Below are 25,493 nucleotides of genomic sequence, written 5' to 3'. Positions count from 1 at the left end.
CGCCGGCGCCATCACCCCGGTGCCGGGCGGCGTCGGGCCGATGACCATCGCCTGCCTGCTGGCCAATACGCTGACCGCCTGCTGCCGGGCGAACGGGCTGCCCGACCCCGAACTGGTCGGCTGAGATTGCCGGGGGGCCGGGGGCTCTGCCCCCACGCGCCCGCGGCCCCAGGGTGGGGCCACGGGCGCGTTCCCCCGGGATATTTGCACAAGAAAGAAGCCGGGCCCCGCCCGGGCACAGTGGAGAGCACGATGACCAAATACTGCCTGACCGTAGCCTGCCCGACGACGCGGGGCATCGTTGCCGCCATCTCGGGCTATCTTGCCGAGAAGGGCTGCAACATCACCGACTCGAGCCAGTTCGACGACATGGAGAACGACAAGTTCTTCATGCGCGTCAGCTTCCTGTCCGAGGAGGGCGTCGGCCTCGAGGAGCTGCGCGCCGATTTCGCCGAGACCGCCAAGGCCTTCGGCATGGTCTCGGCCTTCCATGACGAGGCCGAGAAGATGAAGGTCGTGATCATGGTCAGCCGCTTCGGCCACTGCCTGAACGACCTTCTGTATCGCTGGCGCATCGGCGCCCTGCCGATCGAGATCGTGGCGGTGATCTCGAACCACATGGACTATCAGAAGGTGGTGGTGAACCACGACATCCCCTTCCACTGCATCAAGGTCACCAAGGAGAACAAGCCGCAGGCCGAGGCCGAGCAGATGCGCATCGTGCGCGATTCGGGGGCCGAGCTGATCGTGCTGGCGCGCTACATGCAGGTCCTGTCGGACGAGATGTGCAAGGCGATGTCGGGCCGGATCATCAACATCCACCACTCGTTCCTGCCCTCGTTCAAGGGCGCCAACCCCTACAAGCAGGCCTTCGAGCGCGGCGTGAAGCTGATCGGCGCCACCTCGCATTACGTGACCGCGGATCTCGACGAGGGCCCGATCATCGAGCAGGACATCATCCGCGTCACCCATGCCCAGTCGCCCGACGACTATGTCTCGCTGGGCCGCGACGTGGAAAGCCAGGTCCTGGCGCGCGCCATCCACGCCCATATCCACCGCCGCGTCTTCCTCAACGGCAACAAGACCGTCGTCTTCCCACCCTCCCCGGGGTCCTATGCCTCCGAGCGCATGGGGTGAAAAGCCCACGCAGGGCGGCCATCGAGCCGCCTTGTCCCGGCGCATGTCTTCTCCGTTTTCCAAATACCCCCGCCGGAGGCCGGCAACGGCCAGGATCACGCAGGGCGGTGACCCAGCGCCGCGTCCACGCTGGCGGCATAGCGCACCAGCGGCCGGCGCAGCCCATGCGTCAGCAGCAGGCGGCGCATGTCGCGGCGGGTGCCGGTCAGCCACAGCTCGACCCCGCGCCGATGCGCCTTGTGCGCCAGGCCCTCGATCATATTGGCGCCGGTCGCGTCCAGGAAGGGCACGGCGCTGAAATCCACCACCAGCCGGCGCGCGCCGTCGTGGATATTGTCCAGCACCGAGCCGATGCTGGCCGTCGCCCCGAAGAACAATGCCCCCGAGATGCGATAGACCACCACGTCGCGAGGCTGCGGCTGATCCGGCCGCGCCTCGCCGTCGGGCCGGTCCGGGGCGACCAGCGGCGTCTGATCCTCGATGCCGGTGGCCTGGCTCATGCGCTGGATGAACAGCACCGATCCCAGTGCCAGACCGGTGACGATGGCCTCGGTCAGGTCGCGGAACACGGTCAGGGCAAAGGTCACCAGGAGCACCGCCGCCTCGCCCCGGCCCGAGCGCAGCAGGATGGCGATGGCCGGCTTCTCGATCATGTTCCAGGCCACCACCGCCAGCACCCCGGCCAGCGCCGCCAGCGGGATATAGGCGGCGAGCGGCGCCGCCACCAGCATGAAGGCCAGCAGGAACAGCGCATGCAGCATGCCCGCCACCGGCCCATGCGCGCCCGAGCGCACATTGGTCGCGGTCCGCGCGATGGTGCCGGTGACGCAGATGCCGCCGAACAGCGCCGAGCCCATGTTCGCCACCCCCTGCGCCACCAGCTCGCAATTCGAGCGGTGGCGGCGGCCGGTCATGCCATCCGCGACCACCGCCGAGAGCAGCGATTCGATGGCGCCGAGCAGCGTCAGCGACAGCGCCGCGGGCAGCAGCGCCAGCACCTTCTGCCACGAAACATCCGGCAGCGCCGGCGCGGGCAGGGTCGAGGGGATGCCGCCGAACTTGCTGCCGATGGTCGCCACATCCGCCCCGCTCAGGGCCACGACACCGGCCGCCAGCGCCACGGCGATCAGCATGCCCGGCCAATGCGGCCGCAGGCGCTTCAGCCCCAGGATCACCGCGACGGTCGTCAGCGCCAGCGCCAGGGCCATGGGCGTCAGCGTGGCCCGCGCGCTCCACAGCGACGGGATCTTCTCCAGCAGTTCCCCCGGCTCATGCGCCATGTCCAGGCCGAAGATCTCCTTCAGCTGGCTGGCGAAGATGATGACGGCGATGCCGGCGGTGAAGCCGACCGTCACCGGGAAGGGGATGAACTTGATGAAGGTGCCCAGCCGCAAGAGCCCGATCGCGACCAGCATCATCCCGGACATGAAGGTGGCGAGGATCAGCCCCTCCATGCCGTATTGCGCGACGATCCCCGCGACCAGCACGATGAAGGCCCCGGCCGGCCCGCCGATCTGGAAGCGCGAGCCGCCGAGCGCCGAGACCAGGAAGCCGCCGATGATGGCGGTATAAAGCCCCTGGGCCGGGGTCGCGCCCGAGGCAATCGCGATGGCCATCGACAGCGGCAGCGCCACGATGGCGACGGTCAGCCCGGCCAGCGCATCGGCGCGCAGCTGCCCGGCGCCATAGCCCTCGCGCAGGACGGTGATCAGTTTCGGGGTGAAAAGCGGCGCGAAACCGGGGTTCGCACGGGCTTGCTGCATCATTTGGGCCGCACCTTCGCAAAGGAGGCGGCGGGATCGTCGGCTGTCGTCGGCGGTCGCCGTCGCGATTAACTCGTCGGACCGGATTTCAGCCGCACGCCGCGCCCGCCCGAGGCACTGGCCGCGCCCTCGCCGATCAGCTCGACCCCGGCGGCCTCGAGCGCCTCGACCACGCGGGTCAGGCTTTCGACGACGCCGCGCACATTGCCGTCGCTGGCTTCCATGCGCTGGATCGTGGGGACCGACAGGCCAGACAGTTCGGCCAGCCGCTTCTGGTCGATGCCAAGCAGGGCACGCGCCGCACGCATCTGGGCCGAGGTCATCATGCGCTGATTCCCAATCCTTGATGAGGCATGGCTACCATAGGCATAGTGATATTTCAAATATCATTCATGCCATCTGATATGTCATGCTCGACCAAGCGGGGTTGAGCCGGCACCACGGCAAGGGCTAGATCCGGGGACGGAACCCCGCCGATCTGCCGGAGCGCGTCATGTATAGCAATGCCCTGACCTATCTGCTGCTTTTCGCCTTTGCGCTGAGCATCTCGGCCATTTTGGTGGTGTCGCTGATCCTGAAGCTGCGCGGGCAGCTGTCCGAGCGCGGCAAGGTGGTGGCCCGCGCCACGCTGGCGGTGGCGATCCTCTCGATTGCCATCGCGCAGGTGAAGCTGGGGCTTGTGGGATGAGACCAGCCTGCATGTCCGCCGCGCCCCGCGCTGGCTCATGGGGCACTGACCGGCGCCGCGCCATGAAAAAGGCCCCGCATCGGCGGGGCCTTTTCCTGTTCGGGACCGGATGGATCAGAAGTCCATCTTCAGGCCCAGGGTGACCGTGCGGCCGGGGGCATAGAGCGGATCGATGTCGCGGGCCAGTGTGTCGCCGCGATAGACGTCGCGCTGCACATAGCTCGACCGCTCATAATAGGTTTCGTCAAAGACGTTATCGATGCCCAGGTGGACCACCAGATTCTTGTAGTTCTGCGGACGCCATTCGCCGTAGAGGTTCACGACGGTATAGGAACTCTGGTCATAGAACCCGGCGTTGGTGCCGTTCGGGTTCAGCAGATGGGCGGCATCCAGTTTGTTGGCCCATTCCACTGTCGCACCGACCTTCAGGTTGTATTGCGCGATCTCCTGGTCGACATAGAGCGCAGCAATCTCGCCCACGGGAACGGCGGCGCCGCCGGCCGGTAGGATGTCCTTGCCATCCTGGGTCACGTCGGCCTTGGTGAAGCTGCCGCCGACGCGACCGCTGCCCCAGCTATAGGCAGCTTGCAGGGTGAAGCCCTTGCTGCGGTATTCCTCGGCATTGCCCAGATAGGGCGCGCCGGTATCGGGGAACACCAGTTCTCCCATGTCCTTCAGTCGGGTGTCGAAGAAGGTCAGGTTGCCGGTCCAGTTGTCCTGATCGACATTCAGGCCCAGCTTGACGTTGCGGGCGCTGGAGGTCTCATAGTCCTCGGCGACATACAGGTCGGAAGTGCGGGCGTGCAGCAGCGCGTATTCGCCGAAGCGGTGGCCCAGCCAAGTGTGCGATGCACCGGCAAAGACCTCGTAGCCATCAGCGAATTCGTAGGAGACGGTGCCGTTCACGCTGGCGCCGGTGTCAGAATGGCGGCCGCCGTTGAAATCGGTGAAGCGTTGATGATCCAGGCGCAGGCCGGTGGACAGGTCGATGCCGTTGTCGAACTCGAACCGACCCTGCACGAAGGCGCCAATCTGCATCGTGTCCATCGTCCAGCGCGGTCCCGGAACTCCGTCGTCGGGCGGGGGCAGCCGGTTGTCGCCATAGGCATCGACGTCATAGTCGCTATACGCCCAATCGACGCCGGCGGTGATCGTGCCCTGGCCCAGCGTATAGGTGTTCTGCAGCTTGCCGCCGACAGTCTGGTTCTCCAGATTCATGTCGCCGTTCACGTCGCCGGTCTCAGGATCGCCGTCGTTCGGCACGTAGTTTGGACGCTCATACTTGTTGTTGCTGATGAACAGCGTCGCCTCCGGATCCCAGGCGTCAGTCGGCGCGGTCGAGCTGTATTTCAGCGTCAGCGTATTGCGGGTGACCTTCAGCGGGTAGACCAGCGTGTCCGCGTTCAGGTCCATGTTCATCTTGATGGTGCGGTCGCCATCGTCCTCGGTCCGGTCATAGGAGAGTTCGATGCGGTGGGTGTCGAATTCGTAGCCCAGTTTCATCAGTGCGCCGCGAAGGCCCGGCTCGGTTCCGGCAATCTCATAGCCGTCGCCGTTCTCGTAATTCTTGCCATCGGTGCCGTGGATCATCGCGAACCAGTCGAAGCCCTCGTAGACGCCATAGCCGGCCAGCGAAGCGGAAAGGCCGCGGCCGTTGCTGCCATAGGACAGGCCGACGCGGCCGCCCTGGGTCTTGCCTTCGGTCAGCAGATCCTTGGCACCCACGGTTTCATAGCGCACCGCGCCGGCGGCGGCGCCGAAACCGGCATCGGCGGCGGCGGCGCCGGCCTCGACCTCGACCGATTTCAGGAAGGCCGGGTCGATCACGTTCGAACCGGTGTGGTGCCAGCTGGTCGGACCCTGCGGCACGCCGTCCACGGTCACCGCCAGGTTCGACTGCTCGAGCCCGAAGACGTGGATGCGCTTGGCCGGACCCGCGCCGCCCGAGACGGTGATGGCGGAATCGCGGGCGAACAGCTCGGACACGTCGGCGGGCTGCATCGCCTCCAGGTCCTCGGGCGTGACCGTGACGCCGCCGGTGGCCTCGACGTTCTCCTGGCCGCCGGCGACCAAGGTGATCGGGTTCAGCACCACGGCCTGGGCCTGGTCGGCGCCGGCCAGGTCCTGCGCGTGAAGCGCCGAGGCAAGGGCAAGGGTGGAGACCCCGGCAAGGGGAAGAAGCTGCGACAATCTCATGGGCCAAGCCTTCGTCAGTTGGAACTTTGCCGCGACTTCATAGGCAGCTCGCCGGAATAGGCAATAAAATCTCTCAAGAATTCTCACGAATGGGTGAGAGAAAAGCTAGGCTTTGTGGCATTCCTGCCGCAGTCGCCCGGGCGCCGCCCCTTGCAGCCTGGCTTTGCCAAAGCCGGGCAAAGACGCTAGAGCAGGCGCAATTCGCACCGCGGAAAGCGCAGGATGAGCATCAACCTTTATCAGAACGACCTGCCCGACGACCTGGACCTGGGTCCGGTCGTGGCCATCGACACCGAAACCATGGGCCTGGACCCGCGTCGCGACCGGCTGTGCCTGGTGCAGCTGAGCAGCGGCGACGGCAACGCCCATCTGGTGCAGATCGCCAGGGGCCAGCGCAAGGCGCCGAACTTGACCCGGATGCTGACCGACCCGAAGGTGCTGAAGCTGTTCCACTTCGGCCGCTTCGACATCGCCGCGCTGGAGGCGAACCTGGGCGTGGTGACCAAGCCCGCCTGGTGCACCAAGATCGCCAGCAAGATGGTGCGCACCTTCACCGACCGGCACGGGCTGAAATACCTGCTCTCGGAACTGGTCGGCGTGGATATTTCCAAGCAGCAGCAGACCAGCGACTGGGGCGCGACCGACCTGACCGACGCGCAGCTGGAATATGCCGCCTCGGACGTGCTGCACCTGCATGCGCTGAAGGCCGAACTGGAAAAGCGGCTGGAACGCGAGGGCCGCATGGGCCTGGCGCAGGCCTGTTTCGACTTCCTTCCCGCCCGGGCCCATCTGGACCTGCTGGGCTGGGGGGATGAAAACGACATCTTCCGCCATTAGGATGCCGGGCATGAGCGCATATCTCGACACCGCCCGCAGGGTGATCCTGACCGAGGCCGAGGGGCTGGCCCAACTGGCCGGGGCCTTGGGCGACAGTTTCGACCGCGCGGTCGAGGCGATCCTGGTCGCGCGCGGCCGCGTCGTCGTCTCGGGCATGGGCAAGTCCGGCCATGTCGGGCGCAAGATCGCGGCGACGCTGGCCTCGACCGGGACGCCGGCGCAATTCGTCCACCCCGCCGAGGCCAGCCACGGCGACCTGGGCATGGTCACCCAAAGCGACGTGGCGCTGGTCTTGTCGAACTCGGGCGAGACGCCGGAGCTGGCCGACCTGATCGCCCATACCCGCCGCTTCCAGATCCCGCTGATCGGCGTCGCCAGCCGGGCCGAATCGACCCTGCTGCGCCAGGCCGACGTGGCGCTGGTGCTGCCCGCCGCGGCCGAAGCCTGCGGCACGGGCATCGTGCCCACCACCTCGACCACCATGACCATGGCCCTGGGCGATGCGCTGGCCGTGGCGCTGATGGAGCACCGCAAGTTCACGCCCGAGCATTTCCGCACCTTCCACCCCGGCGGCAAGCTGGGCGCCAAGCTGTCGCGCGTCGCCGACCTGATGCATCAGGATATTCCGCTGGTGCCGGAAACCGCGCCGATGGCCGATGCGCTGCTGACCATCAGCCAGAAAAGCTTCGGCGTCACCGGCGTGACCGATGCGCAGGGCCGGCTGACCGGCATCATCACCGACGGCGACCTGCGGCGCCACATGCAGGGCCTGCTGGACCATTCCGCCGCCGAGGTGATGACGCGCAACCCGCGCACCATCGGCCCCGGGCAGCTGGCCGAGGCGGCGCTGGCCGAGATGCAGAACCGCCGCATCACCAGCCTGTTCGTGGTGGCCGAGGACGGCCAGCCGGTCGGGCTGATCCATATCCACGACTTCCTGCGCACCGGGATGGTCTAGGCCATGACCCGCTCGCGCATCGTGGCCCTGCTGCGCGTGATCCTGCCGCTGACGGCGCTGGCGATCCTGTCGGTGCTGTTCCTCTTGGGCCGCAAGCCCGACCCCGAGGCCAGCATCCCCTATGCCGACGTCGATCCGCGCGAGCTGGCCGAGCGGCAGGTGGTGACCAGCCCCAGCTATGCCGGCGTGACCGAGGACGGCGCCCAGATCAGCGTCACCGGCGACGAGGCGGTGCCCGGCAAGGACGGCGGCGGCAGCGCCACGGCGGTGCGCATGACGCTGCGCGCCCGCGACGGCCGGGCGGCGGATGTCAGCGCCGGGGCTGCCTCGCTGGCCGGCGACCAGGTCCGGCTGGGCGAGGGCGCGCGCATGACCACCGCCGACGGCTGGGTGCTGACCGCGCCCGAGTTCCTGGCCTCGACCACCGCCGGCACCGTGGTCTCCGACGACGAGGTCAACGTCCGCGCGCCCTTCGGCGAACTGACCGCCGGCCGGGCCGAATTGCGCCCGCTGGGCGATGGCAGCGGCGATCACGTTCTTGATTTGAGCGGCGGAGTTCGATTGATATACCGGCCATGACCCTCGCGCCCCTCCGCCGCATTTCGGGGCTTCTCATGCGCCAGAAAGGAAACCCGATGATCCGGCTGCGACCGCTTTTGCCCGTGATCCTGTCGCTTGCGCTGGTGTGTGGGCAGACGGGCGCGGCCGGCGCGCAGGCGACCGCGGGCTTCGGCAATGCGCAGGACGTCAAGCAGCCGGTCGAGGTCACCGCCGACGCGCTGTCGGTGGACCAGAAGACCGGCCGGGCGACCTTCAGCGGCAATGTGCTGATCGGCCAGGGTACGATGCGGCTTTCCGCCGACAGCGTGACCGTGACCTATGCCCAGGGCGGGCAAAACCGCATCAGCGCGCTGCATGCCGAGGGCAACGTCACCCTGGTCAGCGGCGAGGACGGGGCCGAGGCCAAGGCCGCCGATTACGACGTCGAATCGGGCAATGTCGTGCTGACCGGCGACGTGCTGCTGACCCAGGCCGGCAATGTGCTGGCGGGCGAGAAGGTCACGGTGAACCTCGCCACCGGCACCGCCCAGGCCTCGGGCCGGGTGCGCAGCGTGCTGCAACCGGGAAGCCAGAAATGAGCCAGCCGGAACAGGGGCTGCGGGTCAGCGGCTTGCGCAAATCCTATCGCAACCGTCCGGTGATCCGCGACGTGGCGCTGCGGCTGGACCGGGGCGAGGTGGTGGCGCTGCTGGGTCCGAACGGTTCGGGCAAGACGACCTGCTTCTATTGCGTCGCGGGGTTGGTCGCGCCCGATTCGGGACAGGTGCTGATCGACGGCCAGGACGCGACGCGGCTGCCGATGTATCGCCGCGCCCAGATGGGCATCGGCTATCTGCCGCAGGAAATGTCGATCTTTCGCGGATTGACGGTCGAGCAGAACATCATGGCCGTGCTGGAACTGGTCGAGCCGCATGTCCACCAGCGCCGCGAGCGGCTCGAGGAGCTCTTGGGCGATTTCTCGATCGGGCATCTGCGCGGTGCCTCGGCCATGGCGCTGTCGGGGGGCGAGCGGCGCCGGGTCGAGATCGCGCGCTGCCTGGCGGCCGATCCGGCCTATCTGCTTCTGGACGAACCATTCGCCGGCGTCGATCCCATCGCCGTGGGCGAGATCCGCGGCCTGGTCCATGACCTGAAAAGCCGTGGCATCGGCGTGCTGATCACCGATCACAACGTCCGCGAGACGCTGGAGATCGTCGACCGCGCCTATATCCTGCACGATGGCCACGTGCTGATGTCGGGCACCACGGCCGAGATCGTGGCCGATCCGCAGGTCCGCCGCGTCTACCTGGGCGAAGCCTTCCGCATGAACTGACGGCGGCTTCGCGCGTTCCCTTCGCGCAGCCGTTGACACAGGCCCGCCGCTGTCACCAAATGAAGGGACGGCGGGGCAAGAACGCCCGGCCCGACAAACCCGGGCGGCGCCTGCGCGAGGGCCGCGACCACACCGGGCAACCGAAAGGACGGACAACCATGCGCTACCAGATCAGCGGAAAACAGATCGACGTCGGCGACGCGCTTTCGACGCATGTGAAGACCGAACTGGGCGAAACCATCGACAAGTATTCCCAGCGCCCCACCGATGCGACGGTTATCTTTTCCCGCAACGCGCATGAATTCATCTGCGATGCCGTGGTGCATCTGTCGACCGGGCTCAACGTCTCGGCCAAGGGTGCCTCGACCGAGGTCTACGCCGCCTTCGAGCAGTGCCGCGAGCGCATGGACAAGCAGCTGCGCCGCTACAAGCGCCGGCTGAAGGACCACCACAAGGACCGGGTCGAGCCGGTTGCCTTCGAAGCCGCCGGCATGTATGTGCTGGCCGCTGATGAGGACGAATGGGAAACGCAGGACGACCGCCTGCAACCCATGATCATCGCCGAGATGGAGACCCGCGTGCCCACCCTGTCGGTGGGCGAGGCGGTCATGCAGATGGAACTGGCCGGCAGCCCGCTGCTGGTCTTTCGCAACGAGAAACATGGGGGCGTGAACGTCGTTCACCGCCGCGATGACGGCAACGTAGGCTGGATCGACCCCCGCAACCTGGGCTAGACTGCACGGAACAGTCTTGAGAAAACCAAACGTCCCGGCCGTGGCACCTGCGGCCGGGACTAGCACAATTTCGGGCGACATGCAGATCAGCGACATTCTCTCTCCCGCCGCGGTGCGGACGATGAGCCAGACCACCAGCAAGAAGCGGCTGTTCCAGGAAATCGCCGAGCAGGCGCGCGCCGTCTATGGCGTCGACGCCCCGCAGACGCTGGACGCCTTGCAGGAGCGCGAGACGCTGGGGCCGACCGGCGTTGGCCATGGCGTGGCGCTGCCCCATGCCCGGCTGCACGGGCTGGACCGCGTGGTCGGGCTGTTCCTGCGGCTGGAAAAGCCGCTGGATTTCGACGCGGTGGACCGCCAGCCGGTGGACCTGATCTTTGCGCTGCTGGCGCCGAAAAGCTCGGGCGTGGATCATCTCAAGGCCTTGGCGCTGGTCTCGCGCACCCTGCGCGACCAGGACCTGCGCGCCAAGCTGCGCGCCAATGACGACCCGGTGGCGCTGCATGCCATGCTGGCGGCGGCCCCGGGGATCAAGGCCGCCTGACTGCCTTCGGGGGTGAAATCGGCGCCCGGACAGGCTATAGTCCCGGTGGGAGGACTATCGCATGACCAGACATATCGCGGATCACATGCGGGAAAGCGGCAGCAGCCGCACCCGCAATTTCACCCGGCAGGAACGGGAATCCGGCACCCATCCCGCCATCGCGGCGCTGCGCATGCGGCCGCGGTCCCGCGACGAATCGGGCAACCGCCGGGCCGCCGAATTCGCCCGCATCGAACGCGGGCGCCAGGCCTGACACCCGGCACCCCGAAATCGTCGGCACAATCGAGACCGGCCGGGCATCGCTGCCCGGCCGGTTTGGTTTTCGGCATGGGTCCTGCGCTCAGGCGCGGACCAGCTCTTCGTAATCCGCGGCGATCTTGCGGGTGTGGTCGCCGACCTGGAAATGCCAGTCGCCGATCTGCCCGACCGGGGTGACCTCGGCCGCGGTGCCGGTCAGGAAGCATTCCTGGAAGCCGTCCAACTCCTCGGGCTTGATGCGGCGCTCATGCACCGGGGTGCCGCTGTCCTTCAGCATCTGGATGACGGTCTGCCGGGTGATGCCGTTCAGGAAGCGGTCGGCCAGGGGCGTGTGCACCTCGCCGTCCTTGACGAAGAAGATATTGGCGCCGGTGGCCTCGGCGACATAGCCCTCCCAGTCCATGAACAGCGCGTCCGAGCAGCCCTTCGCCTCGGCGGCGTGCTTGGACATGGTGCAGATCATGTAAAGCCCGGCGGCCTTGGCGGCGGTGGGGATGGTCTCGGGGCTGGGCCGCTTCCACTTGGCGATGTCGAGCTTGGCGCCCTGCCATTTCGCGTCGCCGTAATAGCTGCCCCATTCCCAGGCGGCGACGGCCATGCGCACCGGGTTGCGGCGCGCCGAAACCCCCATGTCCTCGCCCGAGCCGCGCCACATCACCGCGCGGACATAGGCGTCCTTGAAGCCGTTGGCGTTCAGCACGGCCTCTTTCGCGGCGTCGATCTCTTCGGCGGTATAGGGCGACTGCATGTCCAGCAGCCGGGCCGATTCGATCAGCCGCAGCGAATGTTCGTGGCCCTTGAAGATCTTGCCGCTGTAGCAGCGCTCGCCCTCGAAGACCGAGCTGGCATAATGCAGCGCATGGGTCAGGATGTGGACATTCGCCTCGCGCCACTCCACCAGCTTGCCATCCATCCAGATCTTGCCGTCACGATCGTCATACGCGCCTGCCATTTTTCCCTCCGGCCGGTTCTGTTTTCGGAATGTTGCGTGTCCTTGTCGCATCCGGCAAAGAAAATTGCGCAACTTGGGCCTTTGGCTATCCATTCATGGTTGGAAAGTCAACAAGCCTGACGTAATAAGAGCCATGCGTTACGGGGATGCCATGCAAAACAAGGTGAGCGTATCGGGGGCGGGGGGCGAAAGCCTGCTGTTTCTGACCGACGACCAGCTGCGGCGCGGGATCGAGGCGATGTTCTTCGCCTATCGCGCCTTCACGGCCGATCCCGACCTGATCCTGGCCGAGCTGGACTATGGCCGCGCCCATCACCGCGCGATCCATTTCATCAACCGCGAGCCGGGGCTGACGGTGACGGCGCTGCTGGACGTGCTGGGCGTGACCAAGCAGTCGCTGAACCGGGTGCTGCGCACGCTGATCGAGGACGGGCTGGTCGAAAGCCGCATCGGTCGCCGCGACCGGCGCGAGCGCCAGCTCTACCTGACCGAGCAGGGCGCGGCGCTGGAACGGCGCCTGACCGAGACCCAGCGCGCCCGCATGCGCGCCGCCTATCGCGCCGCCGGGCCGCAGGCGGTCGCCGGCTTCCGCCAGGTGCTCGAGGCGATGATGGACCGCGACACGCTGCGCCAGTATCGCGCGCTGAAAGACCTGCCGGAGACGCCATGACCCCCGATCCGCAACCGGCGGCCCATATCCTGGTCGTCGACGATGACGAACGCATCCGCAGCCTGCTGCGCCGCTTCCTGATGCGCAACGGCTTCCTGGTGACCACGGCGCGCGATGCCGCGCAGGCCCGGCGGCTGCTGGGCGGGCTCGACTTCGACCTGATCGTGCTCGACGTGATGATGCCGGGCGAGGACGGATTCACCCTGACCCGCGCCCTGCGCCAGCGCATGGCGACGCCGATCCTGCTGCTGACCGCCAAGGGCGAGACCGGCGACCGCATCGAGGGGTTCGAAAGCGGGGCCGACGACTATCTGCCCAAACCCTTCGAGCCGCGCGAACTGCTGCTGCGCATCGCTGCCATCCTGCGCCGCATGCCGACGGCCGAGGCGCGCGGACCGAAATTCCTGTCCCTGGGACCGCTGCGCTATGATGCCGACAAGGGCGAATTGTGGCAGGGCGAGGCGCCGCTGCGGCTGACCGGCACCGAACAGGCGTTGCTGAAGCGCCTGGCCGATACGCCGCGCCAGCCGGTCAGCCGCGCCGAGCTGATCGAAGACCTTGGCCGCAATCCGGTCGAGGAACCGGGCGAGAATTCCGAACGCGCCATCGACGTGCAGATCACCCGCCTGCGCCGCAAGATCGAGCCGGACCCGAAGGAGCCGCGCTATCTGCAGACCGTGCGCGGGACGGGTTACATGCTGGTGCCTGACTGAGCACCGCCGCGCTTCGTCGCCGCTGCATGGGTATTTGGGAAACAGAGAAGGACAAAGCGCTGCGCTCATCCTTCTCTGTTTCTCAAATACCCAAAGAACCTTTCCACCCGTGCCGAGGTATGAAAAAGGGGCCCGAAGGGCCCCAGGTCACACCAATGCGCCGTGGCAATGCTTGAACTTCTGGCCCGAGCCGCAGGGGCAGGGGTCGTTGCGGCTGGGGTTGCCCCAGGTGGTGGGGTCGGTGGCGTCGAAGCCCGCGACGCGGCCCGAGACTTCGCCGCCCTCGGCTTCCTCGTGCTCGGGGTGCATCTGCGCCTCGGTTTCGGCCTGTTGCTGCTGGTATTCGCGCAGCATCTGCTCACGCTCGGTATCGGTCAGCGGCCGGATGCGGGCCAGTTGCTGGGTCACGTCGAAGCGCAGCCCGTCCAGCATGGTCTCGAACAGCTGGAAGGCCTCGGTCTTGTATTCCGACAGCGGGTCGCGCTGCGCATAGCCGCGGAAGCCCACCACCGAGCGCAGGTGCTCGAGCGTCACCAGATGCTCGCGCCACTTGCCGTCGATCTGTTGCAGCAGCACCTGCTTTTCGATCTGGCGCATGTTGTCGGGGCCGAACTGTTCAGCCTTTTGCGCCATATAGGTGTCGGTTTCCCGCTGCACGCGCTCGCGCAGCGCGTCCTGGTCCACGCCTTCCTCGGCGGCCCAGTCGGCGATGGGCAGGTCCATGTTCAGCCGCTCGATCACCGCCTTGTGCAGGCCCTGGACATCCCATTGCTCGGCATAGGCCCGGGGCGGCAGGTGTTCGTCGATCAGGTCGTCGATGACCTGGGCGCGCATGTCGGCCGCGACCTCGGCGACCTCTTCGGTATGCATGATTTCCAGGCGCTGGCTGAAGATCGCCTTGCGCTGGTCGTTCATCACGTCGTCGAATTTCAGCAGCTGCTTGCGGATGTCGAAGTTGCGGCCCTCGACCTTGGCCTGGGCGCGTTCCAGCGACTTGTTGACCCAAGGGTGGACGATGGCCTCGCCATCCTTCATGCCCAGCGTCGACAGCACCTTGTCCAGCCGTTCCGAGCCGAAGATGCGCATCAGGTCGTCTTCCAGCGACAGGAAGAACAGCGAGCGGCCGGGGTCGCCCTGCCGGCCCGAGCGGCCGCGCAGCTGGTTGTCGATGCGGCGGCTTTCGTGGCGTTCGGTGGCCAGCACGAACAGACCGCCGGCATCCAGCACCGCCTGCTTGTCGGCGGCATGCTCGGCCTCGATACGGGCGCGCAGTTCGTCGGGATTGGCCTCGGGATCGGCGGCCAGCGCCTCCATCACCTTCATCTCGACATTGCCGCCCAACTGGATGTCGGTGCCGCGGCCGGCCATGTTGGTGGCGATGGTCACGGCGCCGAGCTTGCCGGCATCGGCGACGATCTGCGCCTCGGCCTCGTGCTGGCGGGCGTTGAGGACATTATGCGGGATGCCTTCGCTGGTCAGCATCTGCGACAGCATCTCGGATTTCTCGATCGAGGTGGTGCCGACCAGGATCGGCTGGCCCTTGGCATGGGCTTCCTTGATCGCCTCGATCACGGCGGCGTATTTCTCGGCCGCGGTGCGATAGACGCGGTCGTGCTCGTCGATGCGCTGCACCGGACGGTTGGTCGGCACCTCGACCACTCCGAGCTTGTAGATCTCGGCGAATTCCTCGGCCTCGGTGGCGGCGGTGCCGGTCATGCCGGACAGCTTGTCGTAAAGCCGGAAATAGTTCTGGAAGGTGACCGAGGCCAGCGTCACGTTCTCGGGCTGGATCGCCACGCCCTCTTTCGCCTCGATGGCCTGGTGCAACCCGTCGGACAGGCGGCGGCCCTTCATCATCCGGCCGGTGAATTCGTCGATCAGCACGATCTCGTCGTCGCGGACGATATAGTGCTGGTCGCGCATGAACAGCTTGTGCGCCCGCATCGCCTGGTTGACGTGATGCACGATGGTGGTGGATTCCGGGTCGTAGAGCGTCTGGCCCTCGGGCAGCACACCCGCCGCCTGCAGCCGCTTTTCAAGGAATTCGTTGCCTTCCTCGGTAAAGGTGGCGTTGCGGGCCTTTTCGTCCAGCTTGTAATGCTCGGGCGTCAGTTCCGGCATGAACTTATCGAGCGTGATGTAAAGCTCGCTGCGGTCCTGCGACGGGCCCGAGATGATCAGCGGCGTGCGCGCCTCGTCGATCAGGATCGAGTCGACCTCGTCCACGATGGCGAAGAAATGCCCGCGCTGGGTCATCTGGTCGATGGAGCCCTTCATGTTGTCGCGCAGGTAGTCGAAGCCCAGCTCGTTGTTGGTGGCATAGGTCACGTCGGCGCGATAGGCCTCGCGCTTTTCGGCGTCCTCCTGGAAGGGATAGACCACGCCGGTGGTCATGCCGAGATGGGCAAAGACCTTGCCCATCCAATGCGCGTCGCGTTTTGCCAGGTAGTCGTTGACGGTGACGACGTGCACGCCCTTGCCCGCCAGCGCGTTCAGATAGGCCGGGAAGGTCGCGACCAAGGTCTTGCCCTCGCCCGTCTTCATCTCGGCGATATTGCCCTGGTGCAGGAAGATGCCGCCCATCAGCTGGGTGTCGAAGGCGCGCAGGCCAAGCGCGCGGCGCGCGCCCTCGCGGCAGTTGGCGAAGGCTTCGGGCAGAAGCTTGTCCAGATCCTCGCCCGATTGCGCCCGGCCCTGCAATTCGCGGGTCTTGCCGATCAGGTCGGCGTCGGACAGGGCGCGGAACTTGTCCTCCAGCGCGTTGATCTGGGCCACCAGCGGGCGGACCGATTTCACCTTGCGGTCGTTGGGCGTGCCAAAGACCAGTTTCGCCAAGTTTCCGATGCCGAGCATGTGAGCCTTCAAAATCGCGTATCTGGGGGTGCGCGGGACGTTCCGCCCACTTGCCGCCACCATTCGCCTTGCCCTATCACTTGGGCCGGAAAAAGGCGACGGGCGCGCATTTTCGGTTGGGCCGGATGTATGCGCCGGGCGCTTGAGTGTCAATGTTTTCGCCCGTTCACCTGTGCGTGGATGCGCGCCCGCATGAAAGGGAAAACCATGCTCCGACCGCTTCTTGCCGCAACCGCCCTGACCTCTGTCCTGCTGGGCGGATTGCCCGCGTCGGCGCAGGATGCCGATACCGTCGTCGCCACGGTCAATGGCGAGACGATCACGCTGGGCCAGATGATCGCCATGCGCCAGGGGCTGGACGCGCATACCACGCAGGGCCTGCCGGATACGGCGCTGTGGGACCTGATGCTGGACCAGATGGTGCGCCAGACCGCCGTCGCGCAACAGGCCGAACCGCTGAGCAAGCGCAACCAGGCCGCCATCGAGATCGAGAAGCGCGCCTATCTGGCGGGCGCCGTGCTGGAAAAGGTCGCCAGCGCCGAGCCGACCGAGGCCGAGCTGAAGGCCGCCTATGACCAGGCCTTCGGCGGCCAGACCGAGCCCAAGACCGAATACAACGCCGCCCATATCCTGGTGAAGACCAAGGAAGAGGCCGAGGCCATCGCCAAAGAGATCGCGGACGGCGGCGATTTCGGCAAGCTGGCCGAGGAAAAATCGACCGACAATTCCGGCCCGAACAAGGGCGACCTGGGCTGGTTCCAGCCCGAGCAGATGGTCGCGCCCTTTGCCGAGGCGGTGAAGACGCTGAAGAAGGGCGAGGTTTCCGCCCCGGTCGAGACGCAGTTCGGCTGGCATGTCATCAAGCTGATCGACTCGCGCGAGGTGACGCCGCCCAGCTTCGACGAGGTCAAGGAGCAGCTGGCCGTGCAGGTGCGCCGCGACAAGGTCCAGGCCGCCATCGAGAAGCGCGTGGCCGATTCCAAGATCGAAAAGACCCAAGGGCTGGCCCCCGACCTGCTGAACAAGACCGACATTCTGGGAGAGTGAGCGATGGCCAAGGCCCTGGACAAGAAGCCCAAGCTGTCGGATGCCGACAAGCTGAAGTCGCTGGAGAAGAAGCTGAAGAAGCTGAAATCCGCCTTCAAGGAAACCGCCGCCAGCGTCGAGGCCAAGGTCGAGAAAAAGGCCGAGGCCGCCGTGGCGGCGGTGACCAAGCCCAAGAACCCGGTCTCGCCGCTGGCGCCGGCCGGGTTTCCCGATCTGCCGGTGGTCGCGGGGGTGGAGTTCGCCTCGGCCGCGGCGGGGGTGAAATACAAGGGCCGCACCGATGTCATGCTGGTGCGGCTGGCGCCGGGCACCGCCATCGCGGGCGCCTTCACCCGCTCCTCGACCCGGGCGGCCTGCGTGCTGGATTGCCAGGCGAAACTTGCCGGCAAGCAGGATGACCAACAGGGCGCGGCGATCATCGTGAACTCGGGCAATGCCAATGCCTTCACCGGCCGGAACGGCCAGGAGGCGGTGGACAAGGTCACCGGCGGCGTGGCCGCGGCGCTGGGGATTCCGCGCGAGCGGGTGTTTTCCTCGTCAACCGGGGTGATCGGCGAGCCGCTGCCGGCCGAGCGCATCACCGCCGTGATCGACGAGCTGACGGCGGCGCTGGACGCCGGCGGCGCGGCGGCGGCGGCGCGGGCGATCATGACCACCGACACCTTCCCCAAGGGCGCGGCGGTCAGCTTCCAGGGCGACGGCGGCACCATCAATGTCGTCGGCATCGCCAAGGGCTCGGGCATGATCGCGCCCGACATGGCGACGATGCTGGTCTATATCTTCACCGACGCGCAGATTGCGCCCGCCGTGCTGCAGAAGATGCTGTCGGCGCGCATGGACCGGACCTTCAACGCCATCACCGTGGACAGCGACACCTCGACCTCGGACGCGCTGATCCTGGCCGCGACCGGCAAGTCGCCGGCGGCGCCGCTGACCGACCTGCGCGCGGCGCCGGCGCGGGCCTTCGGCCGGGCGCTGGACCAGGTGATGCTGGACCTGGCGCAGCAGGTGGTCAAGGACGGCGAGGGTGCGACGAAATTCGTCGAGGTCCGGGTCACGGGCGCGGCGGATGACGCCGACGCGCATCGCGTCGCCATGGCCATCGCCAATTCGCCCCTGGTCAAGACCGCCATCGCCGGCGAGGATGCCAACTGGGGCCGCGTGGTGATGGCGGTCGGCAAGTCCGGCGCCCAGGCCGACCGCGACCGTCTGACCATCCGCTTCGGGGACATGGTGCTGGCCGAGAACGGCTGGCGCGCGCCCAGCTATGACGAGGCCGCGGCCAGCGCCTATATGAAGCGCGACAGCCTGGTGCTGGGCGTCGATCTGGGCCTGGGCAGGGGCAAGCGCACGGTCTGGACCTGCGACCTGACGCATCGCTATATCGACATCAACGCCGATTACCGTTCATGAAGATCATCCTTGTCGCGGCCGTCGCGTTGATCGACGCCGACGGCCGCGTGCTTCTGGCGCAGCGCCCCGAGGGCAAGTCCCTCGCGGGCCTGTGGGAATTCCCCGGCGGCAAGGTCGAGCCGGGCGAAACCCCCGAGACGGCGCTGATCCGCGAGCTGCACGAGGAGTTGGGCATCGACACCTGGCAATCCTGCCTGGCGCCGCTGACCTTTGCCAGCCACAGCTATGAGGATTTCCACCTGCTGATGCCGCTCTACGCCTGCCGGCGCTGGCAGGGCGTGCCGATCCCGCGCGAGGGGCAGGTGCTGGCCTGGTCCCGCGCCGCCGACCTGGGCCAATACCCGATGCCGCCGGCGGATGTGCCGCTGATCCCGATCCTGCGCGACTGGCTCTAGCCGCCTCGAACCGTCACCTCGTTACCACGCCTCGGAAATAAGCCGTATTATTGGACAATATTAATTAACTTTTCACAGTTTTGTGGCAATTCTGAAATCCTGAGGAGAAGGAGGAACGAGGACATGATTCGCACGATCACGATCGGCAGCTGTATTTCTGTCCAAGGCGTCTTCGAGCGCCAGCAGGCCAACGGAAACATCGTCGTCCGCGTGGGAAGCAAGACCTACGAGGGCAAGCCGGTCGGCCTGGCCTGAAAGAACAGAAAAATGTGCCCAGTAAACTGACGGGGTCCCGGATCGGGGCCCCGTCTATCGTTTTGGCGAACCTCGGACGCAAAAGGGCGGGTCGATGACCCGCCCCTTTCCAGATCGCCGCGCGGGCGGAAATTACAGCTGGCGCTGCACTTCCTCGCGCTCGAAGATCTCGATGACATCGCCCTTACGGATGTCGTCGTAGTTTTCGAAGGCCATGCCGCATTCCTGGCCGGACTGCACTTCCTTGACCTCGTCCTTGAAGCGCTTGAGCGTCTTCAGCGTGCCTTCGTGGATCACCACGTTGTCGCGCAGCAGGCGCACCCCGGCCGAACGCCGGGCCACGCCCTCGGTCACCAAGCAGCCAGCGACATTGCCGACGCCGGTGACGCGGAAGACTTCGCGGATCTCGGCATAGCCGATGAAGTTTTCGCGCACCTCGGCCGACAGCAGGCCCGAGGCCGCCGCCTTGATGTCATCCACCAGGTCGTAGATGATCGAGTAATAGCGGATCTCGACGCCCTTCTGGTTGGCGGCGTTCCGCGCCGGGGCATTGGCCCGGACGTTGAAGCCGATCACCGGCGCCTGCGACGCCTCGGCCAGGCCGATGTCCGATTCGGTGATCGCGCCGACGCCGTAATGCAGCACGCGCACGCGCACCTCGTCGTTGCCGATCTTTTCCAAGGCCTGGACGATCGCCTCGGCCGAGCCTTGCACGTCGGCCTTCACCACCACCGGCAGTTCGGCGACGTTCTCGTCGGCCTTGGCCTTGGCCAGCATCTGGTCCAGCGTGATCGCGGCACCGGCGGCGGCGCGCTTGTCCTTGGCGGCCTGCTCGCGGTAATCCGCGATCTCGCGCGCCTGCGCCTCGGTCGAGACCACGTTCAGCACGTCGCCGGCTTCGGGCGTGCCGTTCAGGCCCAGCACCTCGACCGGGACCGAGGGACCGGCCTCGTCGACGCGGTCGCCCTTGTCGTTGATCAGCGCGCGGACCTTGCCCCACTGCTCGCCGACGACGAAGATGTCGCCGCGCTTCAGCGTGCCGTTCTGCACCAGCACGGTCGCGACCGGGCCGCGGCCGACGTCCAGCTGCGCCTCGATCACCGCGCCCTGCGCCGGGCGGTCGGGGTTGGCCTTCAGCTCCAGGATCTCGGCCTGCAGCGCGATGGCTTCCAGCAGCTGGTCCAGGCCCTGGCCGGTCTTGGCCGAGACCTCGACGTCCTGCACGTCGCCCGACATGGCCTCGACGACCACCTCGTGCTGCAGCAGGGCGGTGCGGACCTTCTGCGGGTCGGCGGCCGGCTTGTCGATCTTGTTGATCGCCACGATCATCGGCACCTTCGCCGCTTTCGCATGGTTGATCGCCTCGACCGTCTGCGGCATCACGGCGTCATCGGCCGCGACCACCAGCACGACGATATCCGTCACCTGCGCGCCACGGGCCCGCATCGAGGTAAACGCCGCGTGGCCGGGCGTGTCGAGGAAGGTCAGCAGCGCGCCATTCGAGGCCTTCACCTGATAGGCGCCGATGTGCTGGGTGATGCCGCCGGCCTCGCCCGCCACGACATTGGCGTGACGGATCGCGTCCAGAAGCGAGGTCTTGCCGTGGTCGACATGGCCCATGATGGTGATGATCGGGGCGCGCGGCTGCAGATCCTCGGGCTTGTCCTCGAGCTGGTCGATGACCTGCTCCACGTCGGCATCCGAGACCCGGACGGCGCGATGGCCGAATTCGTCGATCACCAGCTCGGCGGTGTCGGCATCGACGGCCTGGTTCGCGGTGACCATCAGGCCCATGCGCATCAGCGACTTGATGACGTCGGGCGTGCGCTCGGCCATCCGGTTCGCCAGTTCCGAAACCAGGATGGTTTCGGGCAACTGCACGTCGCGCACCTGCTTTTCGGCGCGCTGGCTGCCGCCCATGGCCTTTTGCCGGGCCTTTTCCTGCTTGCGCTTCATCGCGGCCAGCGACCGCTGGCGGCCGCCTTCGCCGTCCATGGCCTGCGAGAGCGACAGCTTGCCGGTGCGGCGGTTGTCCTCGGCCTTCTTGCGGCTGTCGCGGTCGTCGGCCGGGCCGCGGTTGTCGCGGTCGCGGTCGGTCCGGCGCGGCGCGGCGGCGCTGACGCCCTTGGTCTCGGCGCGCGCGGCCGCGGCCTCGGCGGCGGCCCGGTCGGCGGGCGCGGCGGGGCGGGCATCGGCCTTGGGCTTGGTGACCTCGGCCTTCTTCTTCTCGCGCAGCTCGGCCTCGCGGGCGCGGCGCTCGTCTTCCTCGGCCTTCAGGCGCAGGGCTTCCTCGCGCTCGCGTTCCTCGCGCTCCTTGGCTTCCAGCTCAAGGCGGCGACGCTCGCGTTCTTCCTCGCGGGCCTTTTCATCGGCGATGCGCTGCGCGGCTTCCTCGACCTCGCGGGCCTTGGCGGCACGCAGGGCGGCCATGCGCCGCTCCATTTCCGCATCCGAGATCCCGGCCGGGCGCTTCGACGGGTCGCCCGACACAGCCGAGGGCGAACCCGAGCGCGCACCGCCCGTTGCCGCGCCGGGCTTGGCCGGCACGATGACGCGCTTGCGCTTGACCTCGACCGCGACATTATGGGTCCGGCCATGGCTGAAGCTTTGCTTCACCTGGCCCGAACGACCAGTGCCGCTACCAAGACCCAGGGGTTTCTTTCCGTCAGTATCGCTCATCCGATCTTCATTCCTTCCCGGCGGCCGAAGCGCCACCGTCATGCCCGCGCAGACCCGTCAGTCTGCTCGCGTCCCTGATCAATTTTTCGGTCAGGCCCCCCGGCGCAAGCGCGCTGTGTATGACATGATCGCGCCCAAAGGACAAACCCAATTCTGCTGCAGTCATGCAGCCGAACCAGCGTCCGCCGGGCGGCGTCCACAGCTTTCCCTTGCCCCGGTCCGACCCGTCGCTGGCCTGCAGGAGCACCTTTGCCCTGCCGCCGGCCAGCCAGTCCTTGACCTTCTCGAATCCCGCCACCGCGAGCCCGGCCTTTCGCGCCAGGGACAGCGTGTCGGTCACCCGTTTCGCCAGCCCCGCCTCGATCATCGCCAGAAGCTCGGGCGGCACCGTCACGCGCGCCTTGGCGCCGCGCGAAAACAGGCCCTTGGCAGCCGCCTTGTCCAGCGCCTGCCGGTCGGCCACGACCCAGAAGCCGCGCCCCGGCAGCTTTTCCGCCAGATCCGGCACGACCGCGTCATCGGGGCCCGCGACAAAGCGGATGAGCCCAGCCTTCGGCTGGACTTCGCCCGTGACGATGCAGCGCCGTTCGGGCGTCTCGCGGTCCTTGATACGGCCCCCGCGTGTCATCAGCCTCCCGGGGCGTTACACCCCGGCCTCCTGTTCTTCTTCGCCGGCATCGGCCGCGGCCGCTTCCAGCTCGGTCGGATCGACCCAGCCCAGCATGACGCGCGCGGTCATCACCAGGTTCTGCGCATCCTCCAGGCTGACGCCGAAGGGCTCGAGCAAGCCGTCGTCCTTGACGCGCTGGCCGTTCTGCGTGGTCCAGCCGCCGGCCAGTTCCCAATCGGCGCAGGTGGCGAAGTCTTCCAGGGTCTTGACGCCGTCCTTGGCCAAAGCCTCGGCCATCTGCGGCGTGATGCCCTCGAATTCGATCAGGCTGTCCTCGGCGCCAAGGGCGCGGGCGTTTTCCAGCGCGGCCTTGTTTGCCGCCTCCAGATGCTCGCGGGCGCGGGTCTGCAGTTCCTCGGCGGTCGATTCGTCCACGCCGTCGATGGACAGAAGCTCGTCCAGATCGACATAGGCGACTTCTTCCAGGTTGGTGAAGCCCTCGGCCACCAGCAGCTGGGCAAAGAACTCGTCCAGGTCCAGCGCATCCATGAACAGCTTGGTGCGGGCGTTGAACTCGGCCTGGCGGCGCTTCGATTCTTCCTCTTCGGTGAGGATGTCGATGTCGAGGCCGGTCAACTGGCTCGCCAGCCGCACGTTCTGGCCGCGCCGGCCGATGGCGAGCGACAGCTGCTCGTCCGGCACCACCACCTCGATGCGGGTCGCGTCCTCGTCGAAGACGACCTTCGCCACCTCGGCCGGTTGCAGCGCGTTCACCAGGAACGTTGCCTGGTCTTCGGACCACGGAATGATGTCGATCTTTTCGCCCTGAAGCTCGCCCACCACGGCCTGCACGCGGCTGCCGCGCATGCCGACGCAGGCGCCGACCGGGTCGATCGAGTTGTCATAGGAGATCACGGCGATCTTGGCGCGCGAGCCCGGATCGCGGGCGCAGGCCTTGATCTCGATCACGCCGTCATAGATTTCCGGCACTTCCATCTTGAACAGTTCCGCCATGAACTGCGGATCGGTGCGCGACAGGAAGATCTGCGGGCCGCGGGCCTCGCGGCGCACGTCCTTGACATAGGCGCGGATGCGGTCGTTCGGGCGATAGCTCTCGCGGCCGATCTTTTCGTTGCGGCGCAGGATGGCCTCGCCCCGGCCCACATCCACGATGATATTGCCGTATTCCTCGCGCTTGACGACGCCGTTGATGATGGTGCCGGCGCGGTCCTTGAATTCTTCATACTGGCGGTCGCGCTCGGCCTCGCGGACGCGCTGCAGGATGACCTGTTTCGCCGATTGCGCGGCGATGCGGCCCAGATCGACCGGCGGCACCTGTTCCTGGAACACGTCGCCCGGCTGCGGCTTGCCCGAGAAATCCGTCAGCGCCTGGCCGTCGCGCAGCCAATGCGCATTGCCGGTCTTCGAGGGCTCGAAATAGGCGCGGGCCTGGTCGGCGGTGAATTGCGCCTGATAGTTTTCGACCTCTTCGTCCTCGACCACGGTGCGGGCGCGGGTGAAGGTGGCGTTGCCGGTCTTGCGGTCGATGTGGACGCGGATGTCCATCTCGCTGCCATAGCGGGACTTGGCGGCGCGGGCCAGGCTGTCCTCCATCGCCTCGATCACCAGATCGGGGTCGATCATCTTCTCGCGCGCGACAGCCTCGGCGGTTTGCAGCAGTTCAAGCTGGTTGGCAGAGGTGATGGCCATTGCTCACTCCTTCGCGGCGGCGTTGTCTTCGCCGGCTTCCGTTTCAATCTCGTCAAAAGCGGTTTCGTCCAGATTGTCGATCTGCACGCCCGCGTCCTTTTTCTGCCGCAGCATCTCGGCAATCAATTCGTCGGTCAGCACCAGCTTGGCATCCGAGAGCCAGTCGAAGTTCAGCCCGATGGTCTGTTCCTCGCCGGCTTCCTCGATGTTCAGCAGCACCTCGTCGCCCTCGACCCCGGCCAGCACGCCCTTGAAGCGCTTGCGGCCGTCGATGGGCTGGTTGGTCTCCAGCCGCGCCTCATAGCCCTCGAAGGTCGCGAAATCCTTCAGCCGGGTCAGCGGCCGGTCGATGCCGGGGCTGCTGACCTCGAGGTGGTAATTGTCCTCGATCGGGTCCTCGACGTCGAGGATGGCGCTGACGGCGGTCGAGATATCGGCGCAGTCGTCGACATTGATGCCGCCCTCGGGGCGGTCGGCCATGATCTGCAGGGTGGCGGTCTTGCCGCCTTGCAGGCGGATGCGGACCAGCTCGAAGCCCAGATCCTCGATCACCGGAGCGATGATCTCGGCCAGGCGCCGGTCGATGGCGGTCTTGGCGATGAGGTCGGACATTAGGTGATACCCCAGATACGAAAAAACGGGCCGATTGGGCGGCCCGTGCGTCTTACCGGTGGGCAGGTTGTGGACACCTGCGCCGCTGTTGAGCTGCATATAGGCCCGGTCGCGGCGATTTGCAAGGAAAAGCCGCCGCGCCTTTATCCGGTCCTGCCCGGGTTGTTCAGCCAGATGCTGAAATTCAGCGTTCCGGCCAGCGTCAGCCAGGCCAGATAGGGCAGCAGAAGCGCCCCGGCCAGCCGGTCCAGCCGCCAGGCCATGACCATCAGCACGGCCACCACCAGCCACAGCGCCGCCAGGATCAGCATGGCCGCGCCCAGCCGATGCGCGCCGAAGAAGACCGGAGTCCACAATGTATTCAAGGCGATCTGCAAGGCCCACAGCGCCAGCACCGTCCCGGCGACGGGCAGGCCCGAGAGCCGCGCCGCAGCCCAGGCCATCAGCACGTAGAGCGTGGTCCAGGCGACGGGAAACACCCAGCCGGGCGGGGTGAAGCCGGGCTTTTGCAATCCCGCATACCAGCTGCCGGGCTGGAAAAAGATTCCCGTCGCCCCGGCGGCGGTGCAGGCGAGTAGGAAGAACACGAAATTCAT

General features: G+C 66.8%; 26 protein-coding genes and 1 pseudogene. 17 read left to right on the top strand and 10 right to left on the bottom strand.

All coding sequences use genetic code 11. From position 1 onward, the window contains the following. A pseudogene (locus tag E3D03_RS14240) lies at positions 1-124 on the top strand (bifunctional methylenetetrahydrofolate dehydrogenase/methenyltetrahydrofolate cyclohydrolase); the annotation flags it as partial. Positions 125-252: 128 nt separating this feature from the next. Continuing rightward, entirely contained in the window at positions 253-1,137 is an 885-nt protein-coding gene (gene purU, locus E3D03_RS14235) for a formyltetrahydrofolate deformylase (RefSeq protein ID WP_018001668.1), read from the top strand. Positions 1,138-1,232: 95 nt separating this feature from the next. Here purU and E3D03_RS14230 read toward each other — a convergent pair whose 3' ends face one another. Continuing rightward, positions 1,233-2,903, bottom strand: a complete 1,671-nt coding sequence (locus E3D03_RS14230; protein WP_263567479.1) for a SulP family inorganic anion transporter — start codon at positions 2,901-2,903, stop codon at positions 1,233-1,235. Between the two features lie 65 nt (positions 2,904-2,968). Next, complete coding sequence (locus E3D03_RS14225) at positions 2,969-3,226, bottom strand: helix-turn-helix domain-containing protein (RefSeq protein WP_263567478.1); 258 nt, start codon at positions 3,224-3,226, stop codon at positions 2,969-2,971. 167 nt (positions 3,227-3,393) lie between these two features. Between E3D03_RS14225 and E3D03_RS14220 the strand changes: the two genes are divergently transcribed. Continuing rightward, a complete protein-coding gene (locus E3D03_RS14220; protein ID WP_263567477.1) occupies positions 3,394-3,588 on the top strand; it encodes a hypothetical protein in 195 nt (64 codons plus the stop codon). 114 nt (positions 3,589-3,702) lie between these two features. Here the strand turns inward: E3D03_RS14220 and E3D03_RS14215 are convergent, their stop codons facing one another. Beyond that, complete coding sequence (locus E3D03_RS14215; protein ID WP_263567476.1) at positions 3,703-5,784, bottom strand: TonB-dependent receptor domain-containing protein; 2,082 nt, start codon at positions 5,782-5,784, stop codon at positions 3,703-3,705. Between the two features lie 222 nt (positions 5,785-6,006). Between E3D03_RS14215 and E3D03_RS14210 the strand changes: the two genes are divergently transcribed. The 8 genes from E3D03_RS14210 (at position 6,007) to E3D03_RS14175 (ending at position 10,983) form a co-directional block, all read left to right on the top strand. Then, positions 6,007-6,621 carry a ribonuclease D gene (locus tag E3D03_RS14210; protein WP_062561500.1) on the top strand — a complete coding sequence of 205 codons (615 nt, stop codon included), beginning with the start codon at positions 6,007-6,009 and terminating at the stop codon, positions 6,619-6,621. A 10-nt stretch (positions 6,622-6,631) separates the two neighbouring features. Then, a complete protein-coding gene (locus E3D03_RS14205; protein WP_263567475.1) occupies positions 6,632-7,579 on the top strand; it encodes an SIS domain-containing protein in 948 nt (315 codons plus the stop codon). A 3-nt stretch (positions 7,580-7,582) separates the two neighbouring features. Continuing rightward, a complete protein-coding gene (locus E3D03_RS14200) occupies positions 7,583-8,158 on the top strand; it encodes a hypothetical protein (RefSeq protein ID WP_263567474.1) in 576 nt (191 codons plus the stop codon). A gap of 56 nt (positions 8,159-8,214) precedes the next feature. Then, positions 8,215-8,718 carry a lipopolysaccharide transport periplasmic protein LptA gene (lptA, locus tag E3D03_RS14195; protein WP_263567473.1) on the top strand — a complete coding sequence of 168 codons (504 nt, stop codon included), beginning with the start codon at positions 8,215-8,217 and terminating at the stop codon, positions 8,716-8,718. Then, positions 8,715-9,452, top strand: coding sequence for an LPS export ABC transporter ATP-binding protein (lptB, locus tag E3D03_RS14190; RefSeq protein ID WP_062561497.1), 738 nt, complete (start codon positions 8,715-8,717; stop codon positions 9,450-9,452). The genes lptA and lptB overlap by 4 nt, the downstream gene beginning before the upstream one ends. A gap of 158 nt (positions 9,453-9,610) precedes the next feature. After that, on the top strand, positions 9,611-10,186 hold the full coding sequence (gene hpf / locus E3D03_RS14185) for a ribosome hibernation-promoting factor, HPF/YfiA family (protein ID WP_062561496.1): 576 nt from the start codon (positions 9,611-9,613) through the stop codon (positions 10,184-10,186). A 79-nt stretch (positions 10,187-10,265) separates the two neighbouring features. Then, positions 10,266-10,730, top strand: a complete 465-nt coding sequence (locus E3D03_RS14180; protein WP_017999201.1) for a PTS sugar transporter subunit IIA — start codon at positions 10,266-10,268, stop codon at positions 10,728-10,730. 61 nt (positions 10,731-10,791) lie between these two features. After that, positions 10,792-10,983, top strand: a complete 192-nt coding sequence (locus E3D03_RS14175; RefSeq protein WP_062561495.1) for a hypothetical protein — start codon at positions 10,792-10,794, stop codon at positions 10,981-10,983. 87 nt (positions 10,984-11,070) lie between these two features. Here the strand turns inward: E3D03_RS14175 and E3D03_RS14170 are convergent, their stop codons facing one another. Beyond that, on the bottom strand, positions 11,071-11,940 hold the full coding sequence (locus tag E3D03_RS14170; protein WP_263567472.1) for a branched-chain amino acid aminotransferase: 870 nt from the start codon (positions 11,938-11,940) through the stop codon (positions 11,071-11,073). Positions 11,941-12,091: 151 nt separating this feature from the next. On the opposite strand from E3D03_RS14170, the gene E3D03_RS14165 reads away from it, so the two are divergent. Further along, complete coding sequence (locus E3D03_RS14165; RefSeq protein WP_062562275.1) at positions 12,092-12,610, top strand: MarR family winged helix-turn-helix transcriptional regulator; 519 nt, start codon at positions 12,092-12,094, stop codon at positions 12,608-12,610. Then, positions 12,607-13,323 (top strand): response regulator, encoded by a 717-nt coding sequence (locus E3D03_RS14160; protein ID WP_263567471.1) that lies wholly within the window; start codon positions 12,607-12,609, stop codon positions 13,321-13,323. Before E3D03_RS14165 ends, E3D03_RS14160 begins: the two co-directional genes overlap by 4 nt. A 147-nt stretch (positions 13,324-13,470) precedes the next feature. On the opposite strand, the gene secA is transcribed toward E3D03_RS14160, so the two are convergent. Next, complete coding sequence (gene secA, locus E3D03_RS14155) at positions 13,471-16,176, bottom strand: preprotein translocase subunit SecA (protein ID WP_263567470.1); 2,706 nt, start codon at positions 16,174-16,176, stop codon at positions 13,471-13,473. A 207-nt stretch (positions 16,177-16,383) separates the two neighbouring features. Between secA and E3D03_RS14150 the strand changes: the two genes are divergently transcribed. From E3D03_RS14150 to E3D03_RS14135, 4 genes are all read left to right on the top strand, one after another. Next, entirely contained in the window at positions 16,384-17,223 is an 840-nt protein-coding gene (locus E3D03_RS14150) for a peptidylprolyl isomerase (protein WP_263567469.1), read from the top strand. 3 nt (positions 17,224-17,226) lie between these two features. Then, entirely contained in the window at positions 17,227-18,636 is a 1,410-nt protein-coding gene (argJ, locus tag E3D03_RS14145) for a bifunctional glutamate N-acetyltransferase/amino-acid acetyltransferase ArgJ (protein ID WP_263567468.1), read from the top strand. Then, positions 18,633-19,031 (top strand): 8-oxo-dGTP diphosphatase MutT, encoded by a 399-nt coding sequence (gene mutT, locus E3D03_RS14140; RefSeq protein ID WP_062561490.1) that lies wholly within the window; start codon positions 18,633-18,635, stop codon positions 19,029-19,031. The genes argJ and mutT overlap by 4 nt, the downstream gene beginning before the upstream one ends. A 123-nt stretch (positions 19,032-19,154) precedes the next feature. Beyond that, the gene (locus tag E3D03_RS14135) at positions 19,155-19,286 is read left to right on the top strand and encodes a hypothetical protein (RefSeq protein WP_017999210.1); all 132 of its coding nucleotides are present in this window, start codon (positions 19,155-19,157) and stop codon (positions 19,284-19,286) included. A gap of 132 nt (positions 19,287-19,418) precedes the next feature. Here the strand turns inward: E3D03_RS14135 and infB are convergent, their stop codons facing one another. The 5 genes from infB to tspO all read right to left on the bottom strand — a co-directional run bounded on the left by infB (position 19,419) and on the right by tspO (position 25,493). Next, entirely contained in the window at positions 19,419-21,965 is a 2,547-nt protein-coding gene (gene infB, locus E3D03_RS14130; protein ID WP_263567467.1) for a translation initiation factor IF-2, read from the bottom strand. A 7-nt stretch (positions 21,966-21,972) separates the two neighbouring features. Continuing rightward, complete coding sequence (locus E3D03_RS14125) at positions 21,973-22,593, bottom strand: RNA-binding protein (protein ID WP_017999212.1); 621 nt, start codon at positions 22,591-22,593, stop codon at positions 21,973-21,975. A gap of 15 nt (positions 22,594-22,608) precedes the next feature. Further along, positions 22,609-24,285, bottom strand: a complete 1,677-nt coding sequence (gene nusA, locus E3D03_RS14120) for a transcription termination factor NusA (RefSeq protein WP_062561488.1) — start codon at positions 24,283-24,285, stop codon at positions 22,609-22,611. A 3-nt stretch (positions 24,286-24,288) separates the two neighbouring features. Continuing rightward, the gene (gene rimP, locus E3D03_RS14115; RefSeq protein WP_062561487.1) at positions 24,289-24,897 is read right to left on the bottom strand and encodes a ribosome maturation factor RimP; all 609 of its coding nucleotides are present in this window, start codon (positions 24,895-24,897) and stop codon (positions 24,289-24,291) included. 143 nt (positions 24,898-25,040) lie between these two features. After that, complete coding sequence (gene tspO / locus E3D03_RS14110) at positions 25,041-25,493, bottom strand: tryptophan-rich sensory protein TspO (protein WP_263567466.1); 453 nt, start codon at positions 25,491-25,493, stop codon at positions 25,041-25,043.

It is taken from the genome of Paracoccus sp. DMF (genome assembly GCF_004407025.1).
Taxonomy (GTDB): Bacteria; Pseudomonadota; Alphaproteobacteria; order Rhodobacterales; family Rhodobacteraceae; genus Paracoccus; species Paracoccus aminovorans_B.
Note: the sequence above shows the minus strand (reverse complement) of the source record. Positions and strands in the feature narration are given on the sequence as shown.

Bases quoted from the DNA above. Each gene is read 5' to 3' on its own strand.
- purU (WP_018001668.1), top strand. From the start codon at position 253: ATGACCAAATACTGCCTGACCGTAGCCTGCCCGACGACGCGGGGCATC.
- E3D03_RS14230 (WP_263567479.1), bottom strand. From the start codon at position 2,903: ATGATGCAGCAAGCCCGTGCGAACCCCGGTTTCGCGCCGCTTTTCACC.
- E3D03_RS14225 (WP_263567478.1), bottom strand. From the start codon at position 3,226: ATGATGACCTCGGCCCAGATGCGTGCGGCGCGTGCCCTGCTTGGCATC.
- E3D03_RS14220 (WP_263567477.1), top strand. From the start codon at position 3,394: ATGTATAGCAATGCCCTGACCTATCTGCTGCTTTTCGCCTTTGCGCTG.
- E3D03_RS14215 (WP_263567476.1), bottom strand. From the start codon at position 5,784: ATGAGATTGTCGCAGCTTCTTCCCCTTGCCGGGGTCTCCACCCTTGCC.
- E3D03_RS14210 (WP_062561500.1), top strand. From the start codon at position 6,007: ATGAGCATCAACCTTTATCAGAACGACCTGCCCGACGACCTGGACCTG.
- E3D03_RS14205 (WP_263567475.1), top strand. From the start codon at position 6,632: ATGAGCGCATATCTCGACACCGCCCGCAGGGTGATCCTGACCGAGGCC.
- E3D03_RS14200 (WP_263567474.1), top strand. From the start codon at position 7,583: ATGACCCGCTCGCGCATCGTGGCCCTGCTGCGCGTGATCCTGCCGCTG.
- lptA (WP_263567473.1), top strand. From the start codon at position 8,215: ATGATCCGGCTGCGACCGCTTTTGCCCGTGATCCTGTCGCTTGCGCTG.
- lptB (WP_062561497.1), top strand. From the start codon at position 8,715: ATGAGCCAGCCGGAACAGGGGCTGCGGGTCAGCGGCTTGCGCAAATCC.
- hpf (WP_062561496.1), top strand. From the start codon at position 9,611: ATGCGCTACCAGATCAGCGGAAAACAGATCGACGTCGGCGACGCGCTT.
- E3D03_RS14180 (WP_017999201.1), top strand. From the start codon at position 10,266: ATGCAGATCAGCGACATTCTCTCTCCCGCCGCGGTGCGGACGATGAGC.
- E3D03_RS14175 (WP_062561495.1), top strand. From the start codon at position 10,792: ATGACCAGACATATCGCGGATCACATGCGGGAAAGCGGCAGCAGCCGC.
- E3D03_RS14170 (WP_263567472.1), bottom strand. From the start codon at position 11,940: ATGGCAGGCGCGTATGACGATCGTGACGGCAAGATCTGGATGGATGGC.
- E3D03_RS14165 (WP_062562275.1), top strand. From the start codon at position 12,092: ATGCAAAACAAGGTGAGCGTATCGGGGGCGGGGGGCGAAAGCCTGCTG.
- E3D03_RS14160 (WP_263567471.1), top strand. From the start codon at position 12,607: ATGACCCCCGATCCGCAACCGGCGGCCCATATCCTGGTCGTCGACGAT.
- secA (WP_263567470.1), bottom strand. From the start codon at position 16,176: ATGCTCGGCATCGGAAACTTGGCGAAACTGGTCTTTGGCACGCCCAAC.
- E3D03_RS14150 (WP_263567469.1), top strand. From the start codon at position 16,384: ATGCTCCGACCGCTTCTTGCCGCAACCGCCCTGACCTCTGTCCTGCTG.
- argJ (WP_263567468.1), top strand. From the start codon at position 17,227: ATGGCCAAGGCCCTGGACAAGAAGCCCAAGCTGTCGGATGCCGACAAG.
- mutT (WP_062561490.1), top strand. From the start codon at position 18,633: ATGAAGATCATCCTTGTCGCGGCCGTCGCGTTGATCGACGCCGACGGC.
- E3D03_RS14135 (WP_017999210.1), top strand. From the start codon at position 19,155: ATGATTCGCACGATCACGATCGGCAGCTGTATTTCTGTCCAAGGCGTC.
- infB (WP_263567467.1), bottom strand. From the start codon at position 21,965: ATGAGCGATACTGACGGAAAGAAACCCCTGGGTCTTGGTAGCGGCACT.
- E3D03_RS14125 (WP_017999212.1), bottom strand. From the start codon at position 22,593: ATGACACGCGGGGGCCGTATCAAGGACCGCGAGACGCCCGAACGGCGC.
- nusA (WP_062561488.1), bottom strand. From the start codon at position 24,285: ATGGCCATCACCTCTGCCAACCAGCTTGAACTGCTGCAAACCGCCGAG.
- rimP (WP_062561487.1), bottom strand. From the start codon at position 24,897: ATGTCCGACCTCATCGCCAAGACCGCCATCGACCGGCGCCTGGCCGAG.
- tspO (WP_263567466.1), bottom strand. From the start codon at position 25,493: ATGAATTTCGTGTTCTTCCTACTCGCCTGCACCGCCGCCGGGGCGACG.